Here is a 23,677-nt window from a genome sequence, read left to right on the forward strand (position 1 = left end):
CTTATTCAGTCTATGTACGATTGCAATGAGAACGAATTCATAGAATAATGAAAAAAACGGACTAAGAAAGTGAGGTTTTATCGATGGATGAACAATTAACGGTGTTTCGTGATCGCTTTGAAGCTACACCTGATTACCACGATGGTCTTTCGTTTATTGAGGTCGAGTCACGCCTGACACCTTCAAAACGAGAAGCACTCGCTTGGATGGAACAAACAGGAGGAGAACCGAATATCGTAAACCTTGATGGACGATTCGTCATCATCGATACGGTCAAAGAGAGTCCAGCTGGTCGACGAAGCGTTTGTTTTGACGAAGTCGCTCGACTCGGTCGAAAGAAAAATGCGCCCGAAGCTAGCGTCGAGTCAATGATTGAAGCACTTGATCTCGACCTGTTGACACCAGAACAATATCAAGAACTTCAGACACAGTTTTCGTTTGACGAAAAGACCTCCAGTTGGCTCGCAACACCAGACGTGATTCGTCAAAAAGGTGGCGCTTTGTTTGGAGATCGTCGTTATGAGACGACATTCATCTATCACAACGGAGTGGATTCCTATTATGCGAGCCGCGGATTCCGTGTTTTACTTGAATTGGAATAAACCAAAAACCGCTTCGTAGTCTAAACGAAGCGGTTTTTCACAATAATAGGGAATAATACCCAATCGTGATATGATGGACGTTGAGTACAGGAGGTGGACGTCATATTTGTATTGGGATTGGTTATAGGTAGTCTTTTAATGTTGCTCAGTTTCCGGTTATTCCACCAGCAACAACCGGATACAATTGCGTTATGTAAAGATATCTTCTACGTGTTTGAAGTCCATCCGGAATATCGATTCCGATATATCAGTCCGTCCCTCGATGACCATATCGGCAAGGGAGTGGCAGCAGCCAGCTATATGGATCCGGATCAGTGTTTCGCGCGGATTCATCCGGAAGACATCGAAGTCTTGATGTCGAAGATTTCGGGCGACTGTGACTACGATCAGCCGTTTCGGCAACGCTGGCGGACAAATGACGGGACGTACGTCTGGTTCGAAGAATATGCGACACCGATTCGCGAAAATGGACAGATCGTTGCCATCCAAGGGGTGATCCGTAACATTGACGAACAGTTGAAATCACAACAGGCATTACTCGATCAATACCGTATCGATGCCTTGACACGGCTTGGGAATCGCCATGCCTTCAACGAAGCTGTCCGCGATCTCGATCAAAAGAAGGCGACGTATGGATTGATTCTGCTTGACTTGAATGAACTAAAGGATCTTAACGACCGGTTCGGTCACGCGGTCGGTGACGCCTTGCTTGAACAAACAGGACTTTGCATCCGCCGCTTAACAGATCATGGTTACCGGATCGGTGGTGATGAATTCGTCTTGATCGACGATAGTCCGTCGATTGACACGTTTGAGGCATTCGTCGAACACGTCCGCTCGACGTTCGCGACGCACGAGATTGGACTCGCGATCGGTGCCGTTCATGCGACAACAGGACGCCGGATCGACGACGTCCTGCATGAGGCAGATGCACGGATGTATCAAGAGAAGATGAAAAAACGCTTAGGTCGCCAGCATGGATTGATGCGCTTGAAGCAGTAAGGCGTTGAAGCGTTCTGGTTGATCGAGATTTGCCGTATGCCCTGCTTCCTCGACCGGTAAGACGATGACGTTCGGCACGTGTTCCGCAACGAACGCGGTTGCGTCGACTTCGTACGTTTCATTCGTTCCGTTTAGGATGACGACCGGCAAGGTGATCGACTGCAACATCATTTCCGTCAGTGCCGGGAAACGGAACGTCATCAAATCGAGGACTGCCCGTGCTGTCGTTTTCCAGGCAGGACCATGCAACTGTTCAAATTGGTCGGCAATTTCCGGTGCTTGCTGATCGATGTTAAGGAAAAACTCTCGTTGTTCGCGCATCAGCGGTTCCATCGCTTTAGGAATGAATGGTGAAAAACCCGTGATACATACACCTTCGAGTTCGTCCGGTGGGTCGAGTGCCAGTTGCATCGCAAGCGTCGCGCCGAGCGACAACCCGAGAATCCATCCTGGACCTTCCTGTGCCATCCGTTCGCGGATGGCACGTGTTGCTTGTGATAAGTAATCCTCCGTTGCCGGCTCCGTCGTCATTCCGTGACCAGGCAGATCAATCGGAATGAACGTAAAATCATCCGCTAAAGCGGATAGCTGTGGTGCAAAGTGTGTTGCTGCCGTCCCCATTAAACCATGCAATACGTACATACGTGTCATACGGTAAACTCCTTAAATTGATGTAGTGTCAATATCGCGTTTGCGATGACGTCCGGACGATCGCGATTCATCAGGTGCGATGTTCCCGGAACGAACGTCACGTTCGCCTGATAGGATAGATTCGCCTGTCGCCGTATTAATTCCTGCCATTTATTTTCCATTCGTTCGAGTTCATCTTCCGGAAAACCGGCTGCTATCATCGTCTGGATTGAGTTCGTTTTATCCCGACCGAGAACGGTCATCGGGAACCCAAGGTCACGCATGAGTGGCTGAAGCGCCTTCGCATCACTCTTCCACTTTGAAATGATCGCATGCATCGCCCGGTAATACGCTGGGTTCCAATCCGTACGGTCATCCCCGTCCGGGAAACGGTCACGTAAATCAGTTGCTGTCGCTAATTCCGCGAATCGTTCGATCCAGACGGCGTCGTCCCCTTCCTTATCGAGCGTCGGTGTATCGAGCTGATCAAGTTCTTCTAAGTCAACGGACGTCGCCTCAACAAGGACGAGACCGGCGACACGTTCCGGATAATGTAAAGCGAAAGCTTGTGCGACGAGACCACCGTAGGAATGTCCGACGAGTGTGACCGGGATCGTGATATTCGTTGCGCTGAGAAACTGGTCGATTTGGCGTAAGATGCCGGTCGTTCCGTCCATATAATCGTCCGACCATTCGTGCGGATGGAAGCTGACGACTCGGTAGTCTGGCACTAAATTTGTCAAAATGTCCGACCAGTCCTGATACGTCCCACCGAGCGAGGGTAATAACAACAATGGTCGACCTGTTGAACCGTTATCATAGTACGTCACTTGTTTCTCTTGTTGCTGAATCATTCGTTCCAATGAAATCACTCCTCTATAGTATGAAAGGTGTTGTTGATCTTGATTCGTGCGCTATTGTTTGATTTAGACGAGACATTACATGACCGGAGCGGGTCTCTTCCCTCCTTTCTCGAGAACCAATATGAGCGTTTTTCAGCTCAAATCTCGCCTATTGCGCTAGACGAATACGTCAGCGTCTTCTTAGAGCTTGATCAAGGCGGACGGGTTTGGAAGGATGTCGTTTACGCCGAAATGATTACTCGCTTTCAGTTGTCACTTTCTATTGAAGTACTGCTACACGACTACGTGACGCGTTATCCGACTTTCGCACGGAGCTTTCCTGGCGTTACTACCTTTTTTGCGCAATTACCGCCCGAGCTACCGATTGGTTTGCTCTCGAACGGTAGAACGTTGTTTCAACGTGCCGTCCTTGACGCGATTGGACTCACTTCTGCCTTTACGCAGATCGGAACCTCGGAGCAAGAAGGCTTACGTAAACCGGATCCGGGGTTTTTCTTACGTGTGACAGAACGTTTAAGTGTTCGTCCAGAAGAGGTGCTGTTTGTTGGAGACAACTACGATCACGATATCTTACCGGCGCGAGCGCTCGGTATGCAGACGATTTGGAAGCGCACGGGCGATGTTGCGTTGACCGACACTCAATTTTCGGACTGGCACCAGTTGCCGCTTCCGTTACACAATCTTATTCCAAAGGAGACTCATCTATGACTGAACAGATTCGCCGTTTCCAACCTGAAGATTTTGAGCAGATTCATCGCTTGAACGAATTAGAAGGGTGGCAGGATCTCGTCGCTGAGAAAGAGCGGACGCGTGAAGCATGGATCAATGCGAATGCCGCTTACGTCCTCGAGTGCGACGGACAAGTCCTTGCTTATGTCCGTGCTTTGACGGACGGTTCGGTGACAACGTTTGTCTGCGAGCTCCTCGTCAGCCGCGAGGCACGCAGGCGTGGGTACGGACAACGGTTGCTCGATCACCTGAAGCACACCTACCCGACACGAATTGATTTACTGGCAACTCGTCAATCCGCTACTTTCTATGAAGAGCAAGGATTTCGTGCTTTCTATGGATTCCGTCAATCTCGATGACGTGAACGACTTCGATTAACTCGTGCTCGTCACGTTATAGCCCATCTCCTGATAAAAGTGATGGGCTGTTTCGTGTTCCAGTCGAATGCCACTGTTCACTTACTGTGTTGGCGACAAAATCATTACCCGTTCTCGGCCCTCTTCCTCACCAACGACCAGCACGTGCTCGGATACCGGATCGACCTTGATTTGATAGACGGTAAACGCATCAAGGTTCGACGCAAAATCAGATGTGTCCTGTTCCAGTTGCGTATCGGTCAAGACATCGTCAGTAACGCCAATTCGCTTCCCTTTCAGCTGTTGCCAGTCTGGATCCGTGATTCTTTTTGCTATTGTGTAAAACTGTTCATCATAATACATGCCGACTACCATCGATTGCGACGATTGCTCGGGAACGGTCTCATGCAAGGAACTAAAGCCGATGATCGTCAGACCTGCTGCGAGGCAAACAGCTTGTACCGAGCGCCGGCGCCGTTTCGCTTTGCGGATACCCTGAATTGTTCGTTGCCTGACGGATGACGGTACGTCGATCAAGAATTTTGGCTCGTGATTCATAGACTCATCCCCTTCTGTCGTCGTACTTTCTCGAGTGCGCGGTACAACGTACTTTTGATCGTACTCAGTGGCACATTGAAGGTTTGCGCAATCTCTTGCAATGACAAATCTTCTTCATACCGGAAGTAGACGATCGAGCGCTCGGTCGGCTCAAGGACATCCAGTAAATCGTCCAAGTACAAGCGATCGACGAGACGCTCTTCAAACGACGTCGTTTGACTCGGTTCGATCGCGAGTGGCTGAAACGACGCTCGATGTTGCTGGAAAGCGCAATTCATCGTGATGCGCGTCAACCATGTCTTAAAATACGAAGCATCCCGTAAACTCTTTCGCCCACGCCATGCCCGGTACGCGACCTCTTGGACGTTCTCAAGCGCTGCCGTCTCCTCTTTCAGATAAATGAAGGAAATGCGATACACATAGTCTTCTTCTGCGAATAAAGCTGCTTCAAAAGCAGCATCGGATAATGCTGCACCTGACTTTCGAAACACATCGGCATCCTCCTCTTTTGCAATCACCCCTTATTAGATACGCAACACATTTAAAAAGTTTCATTTTTTTCAAATTTTTCTTATAATTCCCTTTTCTTGAGTGAATGAATTCGATAGGATGGGACACAGAGAGATAAAAAAGGAGGATGTACGACGAATGAAACTCTATATCGCTTCTCGCTTTGACCACATTTTGACCGTCCGCTGGCTCCGGGATGAACTCCGCTTGCGTGGTCACGATTTAACATACGACTGGACGAAGAACGACCGGGCAGAAGATTCTGAAGCATTAAGAAAAATTGGTCTTGCGGAATTCGAGGCTGTCAAGCAAGCGGACGCCTTCGTCCTCGTGTTACCAGCAGGAAAAAGTAGTCACGTCGAACTCGGGATTGCGCTCGCGACGAATCGCCCGATTTACTTATGTATGCCGAATGCGACCTACTTCACCGGACCATTGGCCAGTACGTTTTATCATATCGGGCGAACGACTCCTTGCTTCGGAACGAAAGAAGACTGGCTCGCGCAGATTCTCGCCGATCGCTTACCGGAAGAACAACTGACGTCATGAGGACCGTCCTGTTGACGATTGGACCGACCCATGCCGGGAAAACGACGTTCGCACGACAGCTTGCTCAACGTCTACCAGCAAGCCTTGTCATCGATCAGGATCTTCAAGCACGTTTTTTGCTCGAACATTATCCAGACCTCGTTCCAACAGAAGGATCGAATCAGATCAAACATGACTTGACGGGATGGTTGATCGAGAAGGCGATTACTTCCTCCTTTGAGACAATCATTTTATGTAATGCCAACACTACACGGACCGGTCGGAAACAGCTGTTAAATCAATTTCCCCGTTCGACGTTCCGCTCGATCCTCGTCTGGTTCGATTTACCCGAAGCCATCCTTTCAAACCGACTGACTCACTCCAAACGCGATGGACGAGAAATTCGTGGCGACTCGTCGTACTACGACATCTATCAGCGTCAACGAATCGAGCCGCCAGTTTCCGGTGAAGCGGACAAAATCGTTCGTCTTCGTTCGACGGAAGACGTTGACACATTCCTCGACCATGTCACGAATCCGACGCTTGATGCTCTCTTCGATGCGGTGTCGACTGATTGAAGAACATGACAATCGTGCGTAAAGCACTCGCTTCTTCATCAACGCATGCAAAAAGACTAGCCGATATGTAACCGATTACAAAAGAAAGAAGGAACACTCATGTCTGAAGAACAACGATTGACTGGCGGAAATGTCTCTGCTGTCTATCAAAAAGGCAACTATGTCTATCGTACACAAAATGAGAACAGTCCAAATGTTCACCGTCTATTACGCCATTTAGAAGCGAAACATCTATCCGGTGTTCCGCGTTTCGTCGGCATCGATGAACAAAATCGAGAGATCCTGACCTTCCTCCCTGGCGAAACGGCCGATTATCCGCTAAAAGCATACATGTGGCAAGACGATGTGTTGGACGATGTCGCACATCTGATGCGCCAGTATCATGACGCTACAGTCGACTTCGAAACCAGTGACTGGGAGCCATTGATCAACACCCCTATTCCATACGAAGTCATCTGTCACAATGATTTTGCTGTCTATAATACGATTTTTCAGAATCAACGTCTAAGTGGCGTGATCGACTTTGATTTTGCAGCACCCGGACCACGTGCATGGGATATCGTCTACGCGCTCTATACGTTCGTCCCGCTCAGCAGTAGACGCCAAGCACCTGACGGATCCGTTCTTGCCTATTCACCGGAGCAAGATGATGCACGCTTCGCCGAACGAGTGAGTCGATTCCTTGATGCTTATGGTTATGAAGGTCCGCGTTCCGAATTGCTACCGATGTTATTGTTGCGCGTCGAAGCGCTATATCTGTTGATTGATCAACGAGCTGTCGACGGCGATGTTGCCTTCATGAAGATGAAAGAAGAGGGTCACGATACACATTATCGAGCAGAACATCGTTTCATCGCGGAACATGGTACGAAATGGTTCATCGATAAAGATTCATCAGAAAAATAACAGTTTATCTTTCACGTTAGATGTCCGTGATCTTCATAGAGGAGTGATTTCCCGTGAAAACGATTGATCTTGATTTTTTACTGACGACTGAAGAATACGAACTTGAACTGGATAAGATGTCGCTAAAGGCAAATGATCATTATGCGATTGATTTCTATTTTTATGGGGCTGACGAAGCGTTCAAGCTTATAATCAACGATCCTTCGCGTGATTACTTTTTGATGCGTTTTAAAAAGTACGCCGTCTTCCTAGGAACGTTACAAGAGCATGGCATCATCGACGAGAAACTTCGGAACCCGTATCCAGTCGTGAAGTCAAAAGAATCGATGTTCGGTGATTTTGCTGCGAAGTTTATGAAAACGGATGAAGTCTATACTGAACGGGGAGACTTGCACTTATTTGCTGTCAGGACGCATGAACAGGATTTTTACATTTTGTCCTACAGCGATCCGATCGTCGTTGATCATATGACGAAAGAGTATTGATATAGAAAGCAGTTGTTACATCATAAAAAAGGAGGATGAACGTATATTGAATAAATCACTGATATTACTTTTAACTGCTCCCCTTCTGCTTTTATCTGCTTGTACAGAGGAGCAAAAGACAACACAACCCACTACTGAACTGTTATCAAAGAGTACAAAAGTAAAATACGAATCTGTAAAAATCGATGCCGAAAGTAAATTGAACATTGTTTTTCTTTATGAACCATACAAACAATATCTACAATCGTCCTTAAAAAACAATGATCCTGAAGAAGATAAAAAGAATTATGCGAAATATATCTTAAGCTATATCGACAAAATCGGGGAAAAGGAGCAGTTTGCGACAGCCGACTTGAAAGGTTTCCCAATGTTGCAATCAACCGTGTACGAACAAGAGCTACTCGACAAAATCGAGAACTTGATGAAACAACAAGATGACATTACAAAAATCATTAAAAAAAATTACATCGCTTCTCATAAGATCCTTCCCAAAAAGAAAAGTACCATCATCGTCGCTCCGGTTAATCCTGAATCCTCTTTCGATCTTCAGTCAATGAAAGGTGTTACAGGAGCAGCCTATAAAGATGCATTCATTCTCTATCTGGATACAAACTACGATAAAGACATCCTGGCATATTCGACGGCACACGAATATCATCACTTAGTCCTCAAGGATACACCTGATTTTAGTTTAAGTACGACTCTTAATTCCGTCATCGTCGAAGGAAAGGCAGATGCCTTTGCCGACCGAATCGTCAAAGGCGTCTCGCCTCCATGGAATGTCGAAATGGATGAAGCAACGAAGAAACATGTCGTACATCTGGTCAACAGCTATGAAGTATCACAACTCGACTTCGTCGTAGGTAACAAACAAAAAGAGATTCCTCGCTGGAGTAACTACATTTTGGGACGTGATATCCTCAATCACTATTTTGAGTCGCATCCAGATCAGTCCATTGCTGACTGGACCTATACGAATCAAGCAGATATCTTAAAAGGGTACACGTATCAAAAGATTCTTGAACAATGAGGTGCTTTCATGAAATACATATGTCCCGTCTGCGGATATGCGCAAATGGACGACGTTGCTTATGACGAAAATGGTGACGCTTCGTTTGAAATTTGTTCTTGCTGCGGCTTTCAGTTCGGAGTAGACGATAATGTCGAAATCGAGGACGGTATCTTTTTATCGAGAAGTGAGACACATGACTTGTATCGCTCAAACTGGCTCAAAGAAGGTGCTAAAGTCTTTAGCCCTTATGCCTTTGAGCCTGGTACAGGAAAGGGTGAACCTTTAGCGAGAACGGCTTTGAAAAAACAATTACGAGCAATTCATATCAGACTAGAAACATAAAAAAGGAGCGCTGCTTTTCACGATGACTCGTGTGAGTTCGTGCTTCTTTTTTATGTCATCATGCTTGAAGCTCGTGCATCATCAACATAATTGTCATGCTAGTTCCTTGATCCGGATGATTTTCAATCGTTACCTCATCTTCAGGTGAAGCGATAATTCGTTTGAGGATCGACGGACACGCCAAGTAAATCAAGGACAAGTCGAAGTAATTTCTTCGTCCACTGTCGTTCCTGAGAAGTAGAAGAATATTTTTAATGTCTTCGACTCCACTACTCTTTTCGTTCCTTACGCCTCTCATCGTCCTAAAAAGATGGTGGTATCAATTCACAGGAGCTTCAGCATGATTCTTCTACTAATGCATAGCCATTTCTTACGTCTTCGTTTCATTTTAAATATCTCCCTAGATTGGGGTTAATCCAATCTTAGAGAGAAGTTATAAGAAAAACATAAATGAGTAAGGATTTCGAAAATAAAAACACAATAGACAAAATTTTCTAAAAATAATACACTATATTTAACCAAATTATGTAAAAGGAGTGGTCACATGAATATTACCTTTCAAGATGTTTCGCACTCGTTCGAGCGAAGCGGTGCCCGGACCGATGTCTTGCATCAACTAAACGGACAATTTTTGCAATCGGAAGTAACGGCACTCGTCGGTCCGTCCGGGTCCGGAAAATCGACGTTCCTTAGTCTCCTTGGTTCGCTCGATCGTCCGTCGTCCGGTCAGATTCTCTATGACAGACAGGACATTACGTCTTGGAAAAACAAACGGTTATCACAATTCCGCTCGCAAGAGATCGGCTTCATCTTCCAGCAGTTTCATCTCCTACCGTCACTGACGGTGTCTGAAAACCTAAAGGTCGCCTTGTTAAAACAAAAGACGTCGTTTAATCAAGACGAGCGAATCCTCGAGCTGCTCGATCGGGTCGGACTCGACGACAAACGAAATGCTTTACCTGCTCAACTATCCGGCGGGCAACAACAAAGGGTGGCAATCGCCCGCGCCTTGTTGCATCATCCGCAATGGATTCTTGCAGATGAGCCGACTGGTAATCTTGATTCCATGACCGGTGACGCGATTTTTGAACTGTTGCTAGAACTGCATCGTGAAGCCAAATGTGGCGTTTTATTTGTCACACACGACTTAGAACTCGCCGAACGCGCTGACCGAATTCTCTTCATGCAGGATGGTCGGATCGTCGAAGACCGCCGAAAACGCACGGTGCAAAGTGTCTAAGTACTGTTTATGAGGAGGTGTCTGCGATGCAAACGTTTCGAAGCAAACTGATTGCGAGTTTCATTGGCTCTATTGTCGTTTTTCTATTGTTGTCCGTATCGACGCAGTCTGCGTATGAAGCGTTTCGGAATGCGGACTTCTCGGAACAAGAGACGACGATCGTGAGGGGATGTAATCATAACGACTTATCCAATTTATTCTTCACAAAAAATAGTTGTAATTTCGATGACAAAATCGATGAGAGAGAAGACGGCATCGATTTAGGTGAGTCCGATGATCAAAATAAAAGTACGGGTGGCACACCACGCGATCGAAAAGTAAAGGACCTTCCTCCATTTTCGATTATGAATGTTGTAGAAAGCACATCCTCCTCTAACAAAATGATATTCTTCACCGCTGTACTTGTACTGGTTGCTTTCGTAGGATACCGGATTTTTCATCGTCGGCGACGTTCATCACTACCACGAGAATTTGAAAGTGAATCAACCCGCTGGATCCAAGCATCGTCTGAAACGTCCATTCGGCAAACAAATCTTCAGTCGGTACTCACTCCGCCAGAACAATCACTACGCCTGATGCTATTTGATTTTAATCAACGCTTACCACTCGCCCTCAAGCGACGAAGCCATGAATCGTTGACAGACTGGACAGATCGCATTCACCTGGTGACGCCACTCTCACCTTATTTCGTCACCCGCTACGCGGCGCAAGCAGAAGTAGAAGCACTCGATGCACAAGCGATTCATCATTTCGAACAAGATCTTGCGCGTTATTTAAAGACAAAGCTCTCCCACTAAACTACAAAGGAGACTACATATGTTACGCTTCGTCATCAATCAATGGCTTCGGCAGCGCGGGAAATTCACCCTGACGCTCGTCGGTGCCCTGATCATCAGTGCCGGGCTCAGTTTAATGTTCAACTTGACCGACTCCAGTCAAGGAACGGTCGAACAGACGTTACAAAAGAAATGGTCGTCTGCTTATGATATCGTTGTGCGACCAAAAGGCAGCCAGATGTCGACGGAATCAAATAATTTACTCGAACCGAATTATCTCAATGGGATCAATGGTGGGATTTCGTTTAAACAATACGAAACCATCAAGAAAATGAACGACATTGAAATTGCAGCTCCGGTCGCTGTCATGGGGCATGTCATGTCTAACGTTTCCTTTGAAAAAGCGATTAAAATTCCTTCCACACCGGGAATCTATCGTTTTACAGAAACCACTTATATTCAAAACGGCTTCAAGAAAGAGCAACAATCAAAAACTGTGCTTCATCTTGCTCAAGGAACAAAAGTTCAAGTTCCTGAGAACGCTTCATTCATTTCTGAACAAATTGATGGTTTTTCAACGGCTGTCGCTAGAAATCCAGTCCTGATCGTCGGTATTGATCCAAAAGAAGAAGCACGGTTGGTCGGTCTGGACAAGAGTGTACGTACGACGAACAAATCCCGATACTTCAATTCGACTGATCACCATGAGTCAGACGCGGCTAATAATCAAAATATCATCCCGATCTTAGTGAATCCGAACTCTTTTAATAAGGGAGGAAGTTACGACTATGATATCGAACGTCTCGATGCTCCTTATCAAACCGAACAAGACCAGCAAAAACTAATTGATAAGGTCATCAAAACACAACCAAAACGGTCTATTATCAATTCTCCTCTTGCCTCTTATCCCGCTAAGAGTATTCAACACCTTTCCATCCCAACCGCTAAAGTAGAAGAAACCTATCTGCGAACGATGGTTGAAAAAACGAACAGCTTACAAACGGATTCTGAATATGCAGAAGGAGGACAATTGGTTTATCAATCTGGCCCTCTTCAATTCCAATCAACGCTTAGTCCATTTACAAGCCGATGGAGCAACGCTTTCGAAGTATCCGCGACGTCGACACGAATTTCAGGAATCGGTGTTGAGAAGGAACTTATTTCAGATAAAGGATTTCGCTCCCTCACATCGATGGGACAAAAGGTTAAAAAACCAGAACCAGGCTCATCTAATGTCCGCTTTCCATTTTTACAATTTAAAGTCGTTGGTCTGTACGATCCGAAAAACATCAAGGTCTCAAAAGACCCGCTGAACGAGTTACCAATGGAAACTTATCGTCCTTCGTCTGCCGATCTTGTTTTAGATGCGAAGGGGGAACCTGTCAACCCAGCGAAATCGATTGATACGTCTGGTAATCCCGTCGGACTGTTGACGAGTTCTCCAAACATCCTGACGACGATTGACAGCGCGCGAGCAGTCAATGGTGAACAAGCCATTTCTTCGATTCGCCTTAAAATCAAAGGCGCTTCGACCGTCAGTGAAGCATCGGAGCAACTACTCCAAGACGTGAAACAACAAATTGAACAGCAAACTGGCTTAATGGTCACGATCACTAAAGGTTCCTCTCCGCAACCGGTCGTCACGAAAGTCGTTGATGACGGCAAGACACTCGGCTGGATCGAACAGCCGTGGATCCATATCGGTGCCGCGATGACGATTTTCCGTGAGACGAGTGTCGGTTTCTCAGGAGTCATCTTTGCGATGCTCGCAGTCGCCATCGTTTATGTCCTTGCAACGAGCTACGTCTCGATGCTCGCGCGCCGGAAAGAGTTTGCTGTTTTGCTCGCACTCGGTTGGCGGACGAAGGATCTCTATAAAATCATCTTGATTGAGGCAGCCATCCTAGCCGGATTCGTCTCGACGATTGCCTTAATCGTCGAAGGCATTTTCTCGCTCGTTCGGAACGAAGCGATGAACGGCTGGAGTCTTGTTTGGATTGCCCTATTCAGTCTCGTCATCTACCTTGCAGGTGCTGTCTGGTCGGCGTGGACGATTCGCCGGATCTCACCATATGAAGCGATCAAGACCGGTGAATATGCGAAGGCAGCTCGCGTCGGACTGAAGCTCCGCTCGACGATGACGCTCGCACTGAAGGAACTGATCGGGAAATGGAAACGCAATAGCTTGTCCGTTCTCTCGATCGCTCTCCCAACGGCTTTGCTGACGTTCTTCCTGTACGTCACGTTCCATTTACAAGGTGTTCTCTATACATCATGGCTCGGTCAATTCGTCGCTCTGCAAGTCGGACCAATGCATTATGTGACGATGGGTGTTGCGATCACGATCGCTATTTTAACGACGGGAGAGATCATGTGGCAAAACGTCACCGATCGCCGCGCATCTCTCGCCGTCTTAAAAGCACTCGGCTGGACGAACGGCGCAATCCGGCAGTTGATCGTGCTCGAAGGATTCCTTGTTGGTCTGATTTCCGGCATCGTCGGACTGATTGTCGCTTATACGACGATTTACTTCCTGTATGATCTCGTCCCGTGGAATGAACCGTTGCTGATTGGCGTGTCGCTTGCCTTACCGATTTTGTTCGGTGTCATCGCCGCCTTCATCCCAGCACAATTGGCAGCACGTGTTCAACCGTACCAAGAACTGAAAGATGCTTCGTAAACTAAGGAGTTGTGCACATGAATTCTATTCAAGCAATATTTTTTGACCGAGACGGAACGATTGGTGGAGATAACACCGTCCACTATCCCGGAACGTTTACGTTATTCCCTCACGTCGCTTCACTAATAGAACGCTTACGTAACCAAGGTATGTTATTGATTGCGTTTACGAATCAACCTGGTATCTCAAAAGGATTCGCGCGTGAAGAGGATTTTCGAACAGAATTACAGGGCTTCGGCTTTGATGATACGCTGATTTGTCCGCATGCAGCGGAAGATCACTGCACCTGTCGCAAACCATCACCAAATTTATTATGGCAAGCACAAGCAAAACACGATCTCCGACTCGAGCAATGTGTCGTCATTGGGGACCGCTGGAGTGATATGGTGGCAGCTGCACACGCCGGATGTATCAAAATCTTAGTCCGAACCGGTGCCGGAGAGAGCTCCATTCGTGATTACGCTGACCGGATGGATCAAGCAAACGTCGACTATATCACCGACGACTTGGCAGAGGCAATCGCTTGGCTCGACAAGCAAAACTGAATAAACGAAAAGGCGCAATTCCGTAAACGGAAGTCGCGCCTTTTGTTATTTCTTGGAACGTTTCTATTGAGAAGCTACGAAGATACTGTTCGCTAACACAAATAAGATTGCAAACCATGTCCAAAATGACATGCTACCGTCTCCTTTTGATGATGCGAGGGTACTTAAACTGTCTTCTTGTTCTTACCAAAAAGTTCCTGCAATCATTTGTTAGCGATTTTTCGTAATAGATAGAGTGCATAGATGATTGATGGGATCGCCATCGCCATAAGAATGAGATGGACACTCCCAAATAAAAGATTCATTGCTAGACTAAAATCTGACACTTTTGTTTCCTCCTACGTTTCAATGGTCCTTATATTTATTTCACTATAATATTACATTAATCTATATTCTAAGCCTTACAATTATGTAATAATTTTCAATTCCGCTTCATCACAAGGAGATTCACGTTACACTGAACGTACGAAATAGAGGTGAATACGATGCATGCTTTAACGAAACAGCTGACTGATTATATGCTCGAGAAATATCATTTAACTGATTATGTGCTCTATGAATCGTCCTACACGCAAAACAAAATGAACGACCAAACCGGTTACTCTTTCGAAACGTTCTGGATTCCGCGTGGTACATCGGTCATCGAGGAAGAGGATGGCACGATGCTTCCTGAAGGAACGGTGCAGATTGCGATAAATCCTGTCACGAAACGAACGACAACGTTATCCTTACACGGTCAGATCCTGGTTCATTCCGTACCGAACGACTTACGTGATATCAGCACTCGTATCGCTTGGCTCGAGTCAGAAACCAGCATGATCCATGGTACACATTTCATACTCGAAAAAGACGACGAAACTTTTTTCAGTTATGTGAGTTGTTACGACGGAGTCCGGCTGTCTCCCGGTTGCTTCATCCATCTGACGTTAACGGAAAATGGTCAACTCGACGAGTTGTTCATATACGGTCCTCATCCGCTTGATCACCGAGTGGAATCAAAATCTTTCACCTTAACACTTGAGGAAATTGAATCGCTAACCAAACAACAAATAAAATGGTTTTCCTACCCTAAAACAGGAAATCAATACGCGCATACCGTCGCTGAGGCGTTCGTGACGCAAGAAGCGTCTATCCTTGTTCCAAGTAAACTAGATTTCACATCATCCATCGAAGTGAATGATGTGTTATCTTGGACAGGTTTATCGTCTAAGACGCATGAACGGTATCCGTTTCAATCTGGAGAAACCGTGACCGCGAATGACGTGATCACGCAGACCGAACATCCGGATTTTCGTCCGATTCCGCAGGAGACTGCGGACGCTTGTCGCGCCGTGATCAAAGACATCATACAAAACGAGTATTCTGCCGATTCCGGACAATGGATGCTTCGGCACATTTACCGACAAGATCCCTACCTTGCTGTCACGTTGTCACACGCGCATCCGACGTCCTATGTCGATCAGCATCGACGCATCACGATTCTCCTTGACGCAAAAACACTTCACTGGATTGACTTGGTCGACAATCAGGAACTCCAAACCGTGTTTGCTTCCGTTACCGTACCGGAGCTCGAAGATCATCAGCAAGACATCATTTTCAACGCACTACATCCGTACTTGTCTCTCACACCGCGTTATGTATTTGACGCTTCAAAAGGTCACTATGTTCTTTGTGGCTTGCTCAACTCGAATCATGTTTTCTTACCCGCAACAAATAAGGTCATTTTATTACGAGATCTTTAAAGTGAATTCATATAATAAAGGAGTGAACACATTGCATCCATTAACGAAAGATTTAATCTCCCATATCCAAGATAAATATCAACTGAACGATTATTTCCTACATGAATCCTTCTATCACCGCGAAAAAATTCATGGTGAAACTCAGTATTCGTTTGAGACATGTTGGTTCCCAATTCTGCACGGTCCATGGTCTGAAGACGAGAGTTATCCAGACGGTACGATTGAGATCCAAGTCGATACAGCTACACGACGAACGACATCAATCAACAAACATGGTGATGTCACGATTCATTCGGTTCCAGATGATTTACGTGATTCAGACATCCGGATTGATTGGCTTGAGCAAGAATTAGGAATGACATTCGACCAGCAATTCATGTTACTTACGCATCAAGATTCGCTGTATCAGTATGTCAGCTGTCATAACGGGATTCGCCTCTTCCCTGGTCTTATCATTTCGCTTGAATTGACGGACGACGGAGCGCTTGATTTTTTCAGTGTGTATGGAACCCCCGCCCTGAGCAACAATTATCCGACTGAATCGTTTTCACTGTCACCTGTTCAAATCACACCGATCATTACAGAACAGATACGGTTCTTTTCAGCTCCTGGTGAGCAACAACGAATACAGGCGCATACAATCGAAGAAATCTTTGTTTCTCAAGATGGCTCGCATACGTATCCCTTTAGTGATCCAGACACTTCGTCCGTTGCCCTGAACGAGATCGTGACATGGGACAAGCCATCTATGTTCTCCTACACGCGCAAATTGATTAAGCGGAGAGACGCCGCCACGGCACTCGATGCCGAAGCTCAAACATCACATCCGGATTACCGACCGTTGACCGATGAGACACTGACGACTTGTCAATCAATTGCTAAAGACGTCATCGCCGCGGAGTATCCTGAAGAGTCAGGAGCGTGGACGATTCAGGAAATCTATCGGGATTTTCCATTCATTAACGTGAAAGTACGCTGGACACATGACGACCCAAATCTCGCTCATAAACGTCGTTTGACGATTCTCCTGATTGAAGAAACTTACGAAGTCAGCTTACTCGTTGATAACGAGTCGATTATCGCGCTCTACCATGACTCGTCACAACCGTTGCCTAATAGCGTGCCCAAAGAAGCCATACGTGACGCACTCATGCCTTATGTGACATTAAAGCCCTATTATGTTTTCGACCAGACGCTCGATCAGTACGTTCTCTGCGGACTGCTTGACTCGAATCATGCCTACTTACCGGCAACGAACGAAGTCGTTTTAATGCGCGACTTATGAGTCAGTTCAGCCATTGATCTATCCGATTGTTTACGTCTTGCGGGAGATTAAGTCGTCTCAGTTGTTCGAGTCGTTCTCGGTCCACTTCCTGATCAGCAAGACAGTGCTCAATCATCACGACTTTTTGTTCTCGTCCTGGGATTAATTGATAGATGACATACCAATCGACGAGTGACATAAATGGAGGTCCGGTCTCATTAATCGTTTGTTCAGCAAATGGATAGACGAAGATTCCCTCATCATGGCGAATCCGCAGTCCGCTCATCAGATCGAGATCAATATCATGAATGATGAATTCCTGAAACACTTGTGTCGCGTACAATGACGTCTCATCGTGTTCGACGACAGTTCCCATCTCCGATAACAATTGAATGGCTCGTTCAACGTCTTCTAGTGCGACGACGAGATCGATGTCGCGCGGAGTGACAGGCAGTCCATGATGTGCTAACAGCAATGAACCACCGATGCCGAAGCGAATTTGCTCTTGTTGTAATGCCTTGACGATATAGGCTAATACTTCCTGTAAGTTCATCGCCGGAACCCTGCCGCTCGAAACGGTCCTTCCATCGAAATCGTAAAGATGATCCGGGCAATCTCTTCCGGGGTCGTCTCATTCGGATGACTCAACCACGATTCAATGACACCGAGATGGGCAGCAGAAAGATAGGCGATGAGATAGTCTTCTGGAACGAGTCGTTCCCCCTGTTCGTGTAACCCTGAAAAAAGAATCTGTTGCATGTAATCACGGACGCGCTTCCGAAACATCCCGTCACTCGTCGGACTGAGCAAGATTCGCATCAGCGTCCGATTCTCATAGAGGAAGATCAAAAACGGAATGATTCGCCGGTACGGAGAGTCCTCCGTTTTGTTGATTAGGACAAAGGGAATCTCCCGTTCAAATGTCGCTTCGATCTTTTCAAAGATTTCATTCGTCATCCGTTCGAGCAATTCGTATTTATCGGCGTAATGGTGATAGAATGTCCCGCGATTGACTTCAGCGCGGTCCGTCAATAACTTGATTGTCACGGCGTCAAAGCCGACTTCGTCGATCAGCTGAAGGAACGTCTCGCGTATCCTCCGGTCGGTCCGGATAACGCGTAAATCCTGTTTTTTCATCGAAATCGCCTCTTTCTTCAACAGTTTGTCAGGATATGTCGCTTAAGCAACAGATGGACTTCAATTGGTCATTGCTCCCAGTTTCTCTCCCTTTTATAATGAAATTAATCAACACGTTGTTCAATAATTATTTTATAAAAAGGAGGGAGAATACGATGGATTTACAACTACACGGTGTATCGAAATCGTTTCATCAACAGGACGTCCTCCAAAAAATTGATCTTTTGATTCCGTCTGGTGAGATTTGTGGCTTGCTTGGTCCGTCAGGTTCCGGTAAGACGACGTTGATTCGCTTGATGATCGGCGCGATTCAAGCAGATGCTGGGACGATTCAAGTCGGTGACACCTTGATGCCGAACTTTAAGATGTTATCAGAGATCGGTTTCATGCCACAAAACGATGCTTTGTACGAGGATTTATCTGGTCTTGCGAACCTACAGTTTTTCGGTTCCTTATACAACATGTCTCGTCAGGACTTAGCAAAACGAATCGAAGAAGTGTTGACGCTCGTCGATTTGACGAATGATCAAAAAAAGCTCGTCCGTCATTATTCCGGTGGGATGAAGAAACGATTGTCCCTTGCCATCTCAATCCTACATCGTCCAAGTATTCTATTTCTGGATGAGCCGACCGTCGGGATTGATCCCGTGTTACGCCGACAGATTTGGAATCAATTCCAAGCGATTCGTGCGAAAGGTACGACGATTGTCGTCTCGACCCACGTCATGGATGAAATCAATGAATGTGACCGGGCGGCATTGATCTATAACGGTCGAATCATCGCTTATGATCCGCTCGACCGTTTGCTCGCACAGACGGAAAACGGAAAAGTTGAAGAACTATTCCTGCTCGCTGGAAAGGACGTGACGTGATGTGGCAACTCGCACGACGGGTCATCCGTCAAACGTTGAACGATAAACGAAGCGTCGGACTGATTTTGCTTGCTCCGTTATTAATTTTCACCTTGATCTATTTCCTACTTGGAAACAATGACTACACGCCAGTCGTCGCCATTGACCAGGATGTACCAGCTCCAGTCTCACAAGCGATCGAAAAGCAGGATCTGTCGCTTAAAACGTATAACGGTAGTGATGCGGACGTCTATCTTAAAGATCACGAAACGGTCGACGTCGTCTTAGAGATGAGCGACAATCAGCTGTCCTTAAGTCTCCGCGAACCATCGACGAAAAGTTCGAAAGCACTACGCGAGATTCAAGCTGGACTGGCATCGCTGCAACCGACGATGCAACTCGAGACGAACTATCTGTACGGAGATGTCGATCAATCGACCTTTGATGCGCTTGGCTTCGTCTTTTTATCGCTGTTCTCATTCTTCTTCGTCTTTATCTTGTCAGCAATGGCACTCGTCAAGGAACGCAGTGGTGGCACACTCGAGCGCTTGATGATGACACCGATTCGCCAAACCGACGTCATCTTCGGCTATACGCTCGGTTATAGCGTTTTTGCTTCCATCCAAGCCATTCTTGTCGTCCTGTACGCGACAATCGTTCTTGATCTTCCATCTGAAGGCTCGATCATCTGGGTCTTTCTGACGATGCTTGGACTTGCCGTTGTCGCAGTCTTGTTCGGGGCAACGATTTCGATCTTTGCCCAGTCTGAATTACAAGTCGTCCAGTTGATTCCTTTTACGATCATTCCGCAGATCTTCTTCTCGGGTTTGATTCCGCTCGATTTAATCCCGTACGGACTCGGTAACATCGGATATATCACACCGATTTTCTACGGAGCGAGTGCGATCAAAGAGGTGCTCGTCTACGGCAACGGGTGGTCAGGCATCTGGCCGTACTGGCTCGGATTATTCCTTTACGGCGCAGCACTGTTCCTCTTAAATATGCTCGCCCTCAACAAGTATCGCGGACACCAAAAAAGACACGGCTGATTACACGAGCCGTGTCTGATTTTGCTTAAGCTGTTCGAGGAAAGCAGTCCGTCGAGAGGGATCGAGTGTCTGCTCTTCCACGTCGGCATAGCGGACGAGCTGATACATCTCACTCGGAACCGTGACTTCTAAGCGTGTCAACCACTCCTTCAGCGTCTCATGTGTCCGCCGTCGCTGCGCTGGAGCAAGTGACCGATTGAACGTACGCACCGCTTCACGAATTTCCGAATCAAGAATACTGTCTTCTAAGGAGAGCTGGACTTCAGGCGTTAGCGGAAGCGATAGATCGGTTCGCTTCCTTTGATGCCCCGAGGGGAATGACCACTGCATGCGGTTGAATCGTTGTCTACGATAGAGATAAATGATCATCACTAGAGCGACAATCCAAGGAGCCACGCGAGTGATTTGATTGATTGCATCCGTCCATGATTCCTTTCCCACTTTAACAACAGGTTTCTTATCCGGCTCTTTCCGATATCCTTTGTGCCCATTTTTCGAAGAGCTCAGTGCCTTTGTGATCAAATCTTTTTTCGCATAGATGACTTTTTTAGTCGGTAAGATCGTGCTCGGGACATGTACCCAGTTTCCCGTCGACTGATCGATCGGAGGATCGACTAATGCTTGATACGACAGTTTTACACCAACGACGCCTAAAAATAGCAATACGCATATCATGAAAGTCATTCCAATCATTCGACGTCTCATTTCATCCTGCACCTCCAAAAGGAAATCGAAATCCTTAACACAAGATCTTTTCCCATATGTTACCATGAAAGGAGGCGATTCAGATGAGTTATGAAAAAGTATTTCAAATGCCGATGCAACAGCTGTACAACGTATACCTACAAAAAGTAGAGCGCAAGCAACGGACGCAAGAGGAGCTCGATGAAGTTCTGTTCTGGTTAACGGGGCATTCGCACTCTTCACTCGAACAAGCAAAACAAACCCAAACCGTCGCAGCTTTTTTTGAGCACGCACCCGATTTGAACGAACGTCGATTTTTAGTCACTGGTGTCATCTGCGGGATTCGAGTCGAGAACTTAACGGATCCACACATCCGTAACATCCGGATTCTCGATAAACTTGTCGATGAACTGGCAAAAGGAAAAGCATTATCTAAGATTTTACGATAAGGAGGAATGCTGATGTCTACGATACTCAGTACACTAGCCATCCTCATCATAGTGATCAGTGTGGCTTATTTCATCGTCTATCAAGTGAAACGAAACAAAGGTACCCATCGTTCACCTGTCTATCGACTCGTCTTTAGTGGTCTGTTAGTCGGTTTGATGGTCAGTTATTTTTTGTTGACGTGAGTCGCGATTTTTATTTTTTGACTCAAACAATAAAATCATTAATATAGTATTTGAAATAATAAAGGAGGTATACGGTTGAAGATTCGAAAATGGCTCCTTCCGCTTTTACTACTCATCTGTCTCGCCTCACCAAATGCCGCAACATCCTATGTGAAGTGGACAGTCGCTCCGACTGGTCACTATCTTGAGCGTCTTCAAGCGGCTGACATTCCTTATAAAGTCCGTCAACACACGCTTTACATTCAAGAAAAGAATTTGCGCCGCGTCACGTCGTGTTGTACATGACAACGATAAAAAACCCCCTCATTTCAGCTCGAAATGAGGGGGTTTTCTGGATCAATCACGATTTAGCGGATTGTTTTTAACGCCGTTGCCCACGGGATGACTTGATCGAGCATTTGGTTGACCGACGTTTCTTGAACGGCTGCCGCTTTTAAGTTCGATCCGTTCTCGAAATCAGTGAACAACGATAACGCCGGGTGCACCCGAACGTCGGCAATCAATAACTCTCCTAAGATGCCGCGCAAATGTTCAGCTGCCCGCGCTCCACCGACGGAACCATAAGAGACAATCCCTGCCGCTTTATTGTTCCATTCGACGCGTAGATAATCGAGCGCGTTCTTGAGTGACGCTGCGATGGAATGGTTGTATTCCTGGACGATGAAGACGAAGCCGTCCTGCACCGCGACATCCTTCGACCAAGCAGCAGCACCTGACGCATCCCCATCTTTTTCACCAAGGAGTGGTAATTTGTAATCGGCGATATCAAGAATCGTGTAGTTTGCGTCACCCCGTTGATAAGCGACTTGTTTGACCCAGTTCCCGACTTGTGGGCTGAGGCGTCCTTCACGTGTTGATCCTAAGATGATCCCAATGTTTAATTTCTCCATTTTCATTTCCTCCTCATGTTTAGATGCTGTCAGCTTACTTTTCTTTTAAAGATATTCTTTTTCGATCGTCCGAGTGCTCCGGACCGTATCGATTGGACGGACCATTTGTTCGATCTGTGCGCGTTGTGGCTCAAGGAATGGTGGTAACGACAATTTCTCCCCGACCGTTTCGTAAGGTTCGTCACCCATGAAACCAGGACCATCCGTTGCCCACTCGAACAAGACACCGCGCGCGACGCGAGCATAAAGGGACTCGAAGAAGAACCGATCGACGTAGCCCGATGTGTTGAAGCGTAGCTGTTGCATCCGCTCGATCCATTCCTGTAAGGCAGCCGTATCTTCAACGCGGAAGGCGACGTGGTGGACTGTTCCGAATCCTTGACGTCCACTCGGCAGGACGACGTTATGCTCGACGATGACTTGGGCACCGTTTCCGCCCTCACCCATCTCGAACAAATGCAGTGAACCAGCTTGATCGACTTCGCGCATCAACATTGCTTGTTCGAGTACCGCTTTTAAGTTGTCGAATTCCGCGATCCGGATGTGGATTGGACCAAGTCCCGTGATTGCGAACTCGAGTGGCACCGGACCGTTTTGCCACGGTGTGCCGGATGCGATGCCTTGATTGTGCTCGTCAGAAATCAACATATATTGTTGTTCATCGAAATCGACGAATGAGAGCGTCTGTTTACCGAACTGTTCTTTGATACCACGGTGCTTGACGTCGTATTTGTCAAACCGTTTGATCCAGTACTCGAGTGCGGCATCCGTTGGGACACGGAACGCCGTCTTGAAGATTTCATTCGTCCCGTGTGATCCTTTTTGGATACCAGGGAAATCAAAGAATGTCATATCCGTGCCGGCAGATCCTTTATCATCGGCGAAGAATAAGTGATACGTCTGGATGTCATCCTGATTGACGGTCTTCTTGACCAATCGCATACCTAAGACATTGGTAAAGAAGTCATAATTCTTCTCAGCACTGCTCGTAATCGCTGTAACGTGGTGGATACCTTTTAGTTCATTCATGAAAAATCGCTCCTCTAATCATTATTATCTCGAATTCGAGATATCAGTCTAAAAAAA

31 protein-coding genes are annotated in these 23,677 nt (G+C 46.6%); 21 read left to right on the plus strand and 10 right to left on the minus strand.

Features of this window, described 5'->3' with window-relative positions; all coding sequences use genetic code 11:
* The first annotated feature begins 83 nt into the window (after positions 1-83).
* Together ASG02_RS05055 and ASG02_RS05060 are read left to right on the plus strand one after the other, a co-directional pair.
* Positions 84-602, plus strand: a complete 519-nt coding sequence (locus ASG02_RS05055) for a DUF4256 domain-containing protein (RefSeq protein ID WP_056061534.1) — start codon at positions 84-86, stop codon at positions 600-602.
* 138 nt (positions 603-740) lie between these two features.
* Positions 741-1,604: a sensor domain-containing diguanylate cyclase gene (locus ASG02_RS05060; RefSeq protein ID WP_056061537.1), complete on the plus strand. Its 864-nt coding sequence runs from the start codon at positions 741-743 to the stop codon at positions 1,602-1,604.
* On the opposite strand, the gene ASG02_RS05065 is transcribed toward ASG02_RS05060, so the two are convergent.
* Both ASG02_RS05065 and ASG02_RS05070 read right to left on the minus strand, forming a co-directional pair.
* The gene (locus ASG02_RS05065) at positions 1,566-2,255 is read right to left on the minus strand and encodes an alpha/beta fold hydrolase (RefSeq protein WP_056061541.1); all 690 of its coding nucleotides are present in this window, start codon (positions 2,253-2,255) and stop codon (positions 1,566-1,568) included. The two genes, ASG02_RS05060 and ASG02_RS05065, sit on opposite strands and share 39 nt — an antisense overlap.
* Entirely contained in the window at positions 2,252-3,088 is an 837-nt protein-coding gene (locus ASG02_RS05070; protein WP_235514015.1) for an alpha/beta fold hydrolase, read from the minus strand. Before ASG02_RS05070 ends, ASG02_RS05065 begins: the two co-directional genes overlap by 4 nt.
* Before the next feature lie 48 nt (positions 3,089-3,136).
* On the opposite strand from ASG02_RS05070, the gene ASG02_RS05075 reads away from it, so the two are divergent.
* Positions 3,137-3,805 carry an HAD family hydrolase gene (locus ASG02_RS05075; RefSeq protein ID WP_056061546.1) on the plus strand — a complete coding sequence of 223 codons (669 nt, stop codon included), beginning with the start codon at positions 3,137-3,139 and terminating at the stop codon, positions 3,803-3,805.
* Positions 3,802-4,185 carry a GNAT family N-acetyltransferase gene (locus tag ASG02_RS05080; protein WP_056061548.1) on the plus strand — a complete coding sequence of 128 codons (384 nt, stop codon included), beginning with the start codon at positions 3,802-3,804 and terminating at the stop codon, positions 4,183-4,185. Before ASG02_RS05075 ends, ASG02_RS05080 begins: the two co-directional genes overlap by 4 nt.
* Before the next feature lie 99 nt (positions 4,186-4,284).
* On the opposite strand, the gene ASG02_RS05085 is transcribed toward ASG02_RS05080, so the two are convergent.
* Complete coding sequence (locus ASG02_RS05085) at positions 4,285-4,740, minus strand: hypothetical protein (RefSeq protein WP_056061552.1); 456 nt, start codon at positions 4,738-4,740, stop codon at positions 4,285-4,287.
* The gene (locus tag ASG02_RS05090) at positions 4,737-5,231 is read right to left on the minus strand and encodes a sigma-70 family RNA polymerase sigma factor (RefSeq protein ID WP_056061554.1); all 495 of its coding nucleotides are present in this window, start codon (positions 5,229-5,231) and stop codon (positions 4,737-4,739) included. The genes ASG02_RS05085 and ASG02_RS05090 overlap by 4 nt, the downstream gene beginning before the upstream one ends.
* 157 nt (positions 5,232-5,388) lie before the next feature.
* Here ASG02_RS05090 and ASG02_RS15660 point away from each other — a divergent pair, with 157 nt between their 5' ends.
* From ASG02_RS15660 to ASG02_RS05140, 10 genes are all read left to right on the plus strand, one after another.
* Complete coding sequence (locus tag ASG02_RS15660; RefSeq protein ID WP_056061557.1) at positions 5,389-5,799, plus strand: hypothetical protein; 411 nt, start codon at positions 5,389-5,391, stop codon at positions 5,797-5,799.
* Positions 5,796-6,356 (plus strand): ATP-binding protein, encoded by a 561-nt coding sequence (locus ASG02_RS05100; protein ID WP_162236129.1) that lies wholly within the window; start codon positions 5,796-5,798, stop codon positions 6,354-6,356. Before ASG02_RS15660 ends, ASG02_RS05100 begins: the two co-directional genes overlap by 4 nt.
* A 99-nt stretch (positions 6,357-6,455) precedes the next feature.
* Positions 6,456-7,262 carry a phosphotransferase gene (locus tag ASG02_RS05105; protein ID WP_056061562.1) on the plus strand — a complete coding sequence of 269 codons (807 nt, stop codon included), beginning with the start codon at positions 6,456-6,458 and terminating at the stop codon, positions 7,260-7,262.
* Between the two features lie 53 nt (positions 7,263-7,315).
* Positions 7,316-7,747 carry a hypothetical protein gene (locus tag ASG02_RS05110; protein ID WP_056061565.1) on the plus strand — a complete coding sequence of 144 codons (432 nt, stop codon included), beginning with the start codon at positions 7,316-7,318 and terminating at the stop codon, positions 7,745-7,747.
* 46 nt (positions 7,748-7,793) lie between these two features.
* Entirely contained in the window at positions 7,794-8,777 is a 984-nt protein-coding gene (locus ASG02_RS05115) for a DUF2268 domain-containing protein (RefSeq protein ID WP_056061567.1), read from the plus strand.
* A gap of 9 nt (positions 8,778-8,786) precedes the next feature.
* Complete coding sequence (locus ASG02_RS05120) at positions 8,787-9,101, plus strand: hypothetical protein (RefSeq protein ID WP_056061570.1); 315 nt, start codon at positions 8,787-8,789, stop codon at positions 9,099-9,101.
* A 544-nt stretch (positions 9,102-9,645) separates the two neighbouring features.
* On the plus strand, positions 9,646-10,341 hold the full coding sequence (locus tag ASG02_RS05125; RefSeq protein WP_082478666.1) for an ABC transporter ATP-binding protein: 696 nt from the start codon (positions 9,646-9,648) through the stop codon (positions 10,339-10,341).
* Positions 10,342-10,367: 26 nt separating this feature from the next.
* Positions 10,368-11,138, plus strand: coding sequence for a hypothetical protein (locus tag ASG02_RS05130; protein WP_056061572.1), 771 nt, complete (start codon positions 10,368-10,370; stop codon positions 11,136-11,138).
* A gap of 19 nt (positions 11,139-11,157) precedes the next feature.
* Positions 11,158-13,797: an ABC transporter permease gene (locus ASG02_RS05135; protein ID WP_056061575.1), complete on the plus strand. Its 2,640-nt coding sequence runs from the start codon at positions 11,158-11,160 to the stop codon at positions 13,795-13,797.
* 17 nt (positions 13,798-13,814) lie between these two features.
* Complete coding sequence (locus ASG02_RS05140; RefSeq protein WP_056061580.1) at positions 13,815-14,342, plus strand: HAD-IIIA family hydrolase; 528 nt, start codon at positions 13,815-13,817, stop codon at positions 14,340-14,342.
* 203 nt (positions 14,343-14,545) lie between these two features.
* On the opposite strand, the gene ASG02_RS15885 is transcribed toward ASG02_RS05140, so the two are convergent.
* Positions 14,546-14,668: a hypothetical protein gene (locus tag ASG02_RS15885; protein WP_255344362.1), complete on the minus strand. Its 123-nt coding sequence runs from the start codon at positions 14,666-14,668 to the stop codon at positions 14,546-14,548.
* Positions 14,669-14,827: 159 nt separating this feature from the next.
* On the opposite strand from ASG02_RS15885, the gene ASG02_RS05145 reads away from it, so the two are divergent.
* Together ASG02_RS05145 and ASG02_RS05150 are read left to right on the plus strand one after the other, a co-directional pair.
* Positions 14,828-16,084 carry a hypothetical protein gene (locus ASG02_RS05145; RefSeq protein WP_056061583.1) on the plus strand — a complete coding sequence of 419 codons (1,257 nt, stop codon included), beginning with the start codon at positions 14,828-14,830 and terminating at the stop codon, positions 16,082-16,084.
* 31 nt (positions 16,085-16,115) lie between these two features.
* Positions 16,116-17,369 carry a hypothetical protein gene (locus ASG02_RS05150; RefSeq protein ID WP_056061585.1) on the plus strand — a complete coding sequence of 418 codons (1,254 nt, stop codon included), beginning with the start codon at positions 16,116-16,118 and terminating at the stop codon, positions 17,367-17,369.
* Position 17,370: 1 nt separating this feature from the next.
* Here the strand turns inward: ASG02_RS05150 and ASG02_RS05155 are convergent, their stop codons facing one another.
* Together ASG02_RS05155 and ASG02_RS05160 are read right to left on the minus strand one after the other, a co-directional pair.
* Positions 17,371-17,901, minus strand: a complete 531-nt coding sequence (locus tag ASG02_RS05155; protein WP_056061587.1) for a hypothetical protein — start codon at positions 17,899-17,901, stop codon at positions 17,371-17,373.
* Positions 17,898-18,485: a TetR/AcrR family transcriptional regulator gene (locus tag ASG02_RS05160; protein ID WP_056061589.1), complete on the minus strand. Its 588-nt coding sequence runs from the start codon at positions 18,483-18,485 to the stop codon at positions 17,898-17,900. Before ASG02_RS05160 ends, ASG02_RS05155 begins: the two co-directional genes overlap by 4 nt.
* Before the next feature lie 155 nt (positions 18,486-18,640).
* Between ASG02_RS05160 and ASG02_RS05165 the strand changes: the two genes are divergently transcribed.
* On the plus strand, positions 18,641-19,357 hold the full coding sequence (locus ASG02_RS05165; protein ID WP_056061597.1) for an ABC transporter ATP-binding protein: 717 nt from the start codon (positions 18,641-18,643) through the stop codon (positions 19,355-19,357).
* Positions 19,357-20,385: an ABC transporter permease gene (locus ASG02_RS05170; protein WP_056061600.1), complete on the plus strand. Its 1,029-nt coding sequence runs from the start codon at positions 19,357-19,359 to the stop codon at positions 20,383-20,385. The genes ASG02_RS05165 and ASG02_RS05170 overlap by 1 nt, the downstream gene beginning before the upstream one ends.
* Here the strand turns inward: ASG02_RS05170 and ASG02_RS05175 are convergent, their stop codons facing one another.
* Positions 20,386-21,060: a hypothetical protein gene (locus tag ASG02_RS05175; protein WP_156358982.1), complete on the minus strand. Its 675-nt coding sequence runs from the start codon at positions 21,058-21,060 to the stop codon at positions 20,386-20,388.
* Between the two features lie 113 nt (positions 21,061-21,173).
* On the opposite strand from ASG02_RS05175, the gene ASG02_RS05180 reads away from it, so the two are divergent.
* The 3 genes from ASG02_RS05180 (at position 21,174) to ASG02_RS05185 (ending at position 21,986) form a co-directional block, all read left to right on the plus strand.
* Complete coding sequence (locus tag ASG02_RS05180) at positions 21,174-21,518, plus strand: DUF2200 domain-containing protein (RefSeq protein ID WP_056061608.1); 345 nt, start codon at positions 21,174-21,176, stop codon at positions 21,516-21,518.
* Positions 21,519-21,530: 12 nt separating this feature from the next.
* Positions 21,531-21,701: a hypothetical protein gene (locus ASG02_RS15575; protein WP_156358983.1), complete on the plus strand. Its 171-nt coding sequence runs from the start codon at positions 21,531-21,533 to the stop codon at positions 21,699-21,701.
* A 75-nt stretch (positions 21,702-21,776) separates the two neighbouring features.
* On the plus strand, positions 21,777-21,986 hold the full coding sequence (locus ASG02_RS05185) for a hypothetical protein (RefSeq protein ID WP_056061611.1): 210 nt from the start codon (positions 21,777-21,779) through the stop codon (positions 21,984-21,986).
* Positions 21,987-22,048: 62 nt separating this feature from the next.
* On the opposite strand, the gene ASG02_RS05190 is transcribed toward ASG02_RS05185, so the two are convergent.
* Together ASG02_RS05190 and ASG02_RS05195 are read right to left on the minus strand one after the other, a co-directional pair.
* On the minus strand, positions 22,049-22,591 hold the full coding sequence (locus ASG02_RS05190; RefSeq protein ID WP_056061614.1) for an NADPH-dependent FMN reductase: 543 nt from the start codon (positions 22,589-22,591) through the stop codon (positions 22,049-22,051).
* Between the two features lie 45 nt (positions 22,592-22,636).
* A complete protein-coding gene (locus ASG02_RS05195) occupies positions 22,637-23,620 on the minus strand; it encodes a ring-cleaving dioxygenase (protein WP_056061617.1) in 984 nt (327 codons plus the stop codon).
* Between the last annotated feature and the right edge of the window lie 57 nt (positions 23,621-23,677).

It is taken from the genome of Exiguobacterium sp. Leaf196 (assembly GCF_001423965.1).
GTDB lineage: Bacteria > Bacillota > Bacilli > Exiguobacteriales > Exiguobacteriaceae > Exiguobacterium_A.

Bases quoted from the DNA above. Each gene is read 5' to 3' on its own strand.
- ASG02_RS05055 (WP_056061534.1), top strand. From the start codon at position 84: ATGGATGAACAATTAACGGTGTTTCGTGATCGCTTTGAAGCTACACCT.
- ASG02_RS05060 (WP_056061537.1), top strand. From the start codon at position 741: ATGTTGCTCAGTTTCCGGTTATTCCACCAGCAACAACCGGATACAATT.
- ASG02_RS05065 (WP_056061541.1), bottom strand. From the start codon at position 2,255: ATGACACGTATGTACGTATTGCATGGTTTAATGGGGACGGCAGCAACA.
- ASG02_RS05070 (WP_235514015.1), bottom strand. From the start codon at position 3,088: ATGATTCAGCAACAAGAGAAACAAGTGACGTACTATGATAACGGTTCA.
- ASG02_RS05080 (WP_056061548.1), top strand. From the start codon at position 3,802: ATGACTGAACAGATTCGCCGTTTCCAACCTGAAGATTTTGAGCAGATT.
- ASG02_RS05085 (WP_056061552.1), bottom strand. From the start codon at position 4,740: ATGAATCACGAGCCAAAATTCTTGATCGACGTACCGTCATCCGTCAGG.
- ASG02_RS15660 (WP_056061557.1), top strand. From the start codon at position 5,389: ATGAAACTCTATATCGCTTCTCGCTTTGACCACATTTTGACCGTCCGC.
- ASG02_RS05100 (WP_162236129.1), top strand. From the start codon at position 5,796: ATGAGGACCGTCCTGTTGACGATTGGACCGACCCATGCCGGGAAAACG.
- ASG02_RS05105 (WP_056061562.1), top strand. From the start codon at position 6,456: ATGTCTGAAGAACAACGATTGACTGGCGGAAATGTCTCTGCTGTCTAT.
- ASG02_RS05120 (WP_056061570.1), top strand. From the start codon at position 8,787: ATGAAATACATATGTCCCGTCTGCGGATATGCGCAAATGGACGACGTT.
- ASG02_RS05125 (WP_082478666.1), top strand. From the start codon at position 9,646: ATGAATATTACCTTTCAAGATGTTTCGCACTCGTTCGAGCGAAGCGGT.
- ASG02_RS05130 (WP_056061572.1), top strand. From the start codon at position 10,368: ATGCAAACGTTTCGAAGCAAACTGATTGCGAGTTTCATTGGCTCTATT.
- ASG02_RS05135 (WP_056061575.1), top strand. From the start codon at position 11,158: ATGTTACGCTTCGTCATCAATCAATGGCTTCGGCAGCGCGGGAAATTC.
- ASG02_RS05140 (WP_056061580.1), top strand. From the start codon at position 13,815: ATGAATTCTATTCAAGCAATATTTTTTGACCGAGACGGAACGATTGGT.
- ASG02_RS05145 (WP_056061583.1), top strand. From the start codon at position 14,828: ATGCATGCTTTAACGAAACAGCTGACTGATTATATGCTCGAGAAATAT.
- ASG02_RS05155 (WP_056061587.1), bottom strand. From the start codon at position 17,901: ATGAACTTACAGGAAGTATTAGCCTATATCGTCAAGGCATTACAACAA.
- ASG02_RS05160 (WP_056061589.1), bottom strand. From the start codon at position 18,485: ATGAAAAAACAGGATTTACGCGTTATCCGGACCGACCGGAGGATACGC.
- ASG02_RS05165 (WP_056061597.1), top strand. From the start codon at position 18,641: ATGGATTTACAACTACACGGTGTATCGAAATCGTTTCATCAACAGGAC.
- ASG02_RS05170 (WP_056061600.1), top strand. From the start codon at position 19,357: ATGTGGCAACTCGCACGACGGGTCATCCGTCAAACGTTGAACGATAAA.
- ASG02_RS05175 (WP_156358982.1), bottom strand. From the start codon at position 21,060: ATGATATGCGTATTGCTATTTTTAGGCGTCGTTGGTGTAAAACTGTCG.
- ASG02_RS05180 (WP_056061608.1), top strand. From the start codon at position 21,174: ATGAGTTATGAAAAAGTATTTCAAATGCCGATGCAACAGCTGTACAAC.
- ASG02_RS15575 (WP_156358983.1), top strand. From the start codon at position 21,531: ATGTCTACGATACTCAGTACACTAGCCATCCTCATCATAGTGATCAGT.
- ASG02_RS05190 (WP_056061614.1), bottom strand. From the start codon at position 22,591: ATGGAGAAATTAAACATTGGGATCATCTTAGGATCAACACGTGAAGGA.
- ASG02_RS05195 (WP_056061617.1), bottom strand. From the start codon at position 23,620: ATGAATGAACTAAAAGGTATCCACCACGTTACAGCGATTACGAGCAGT.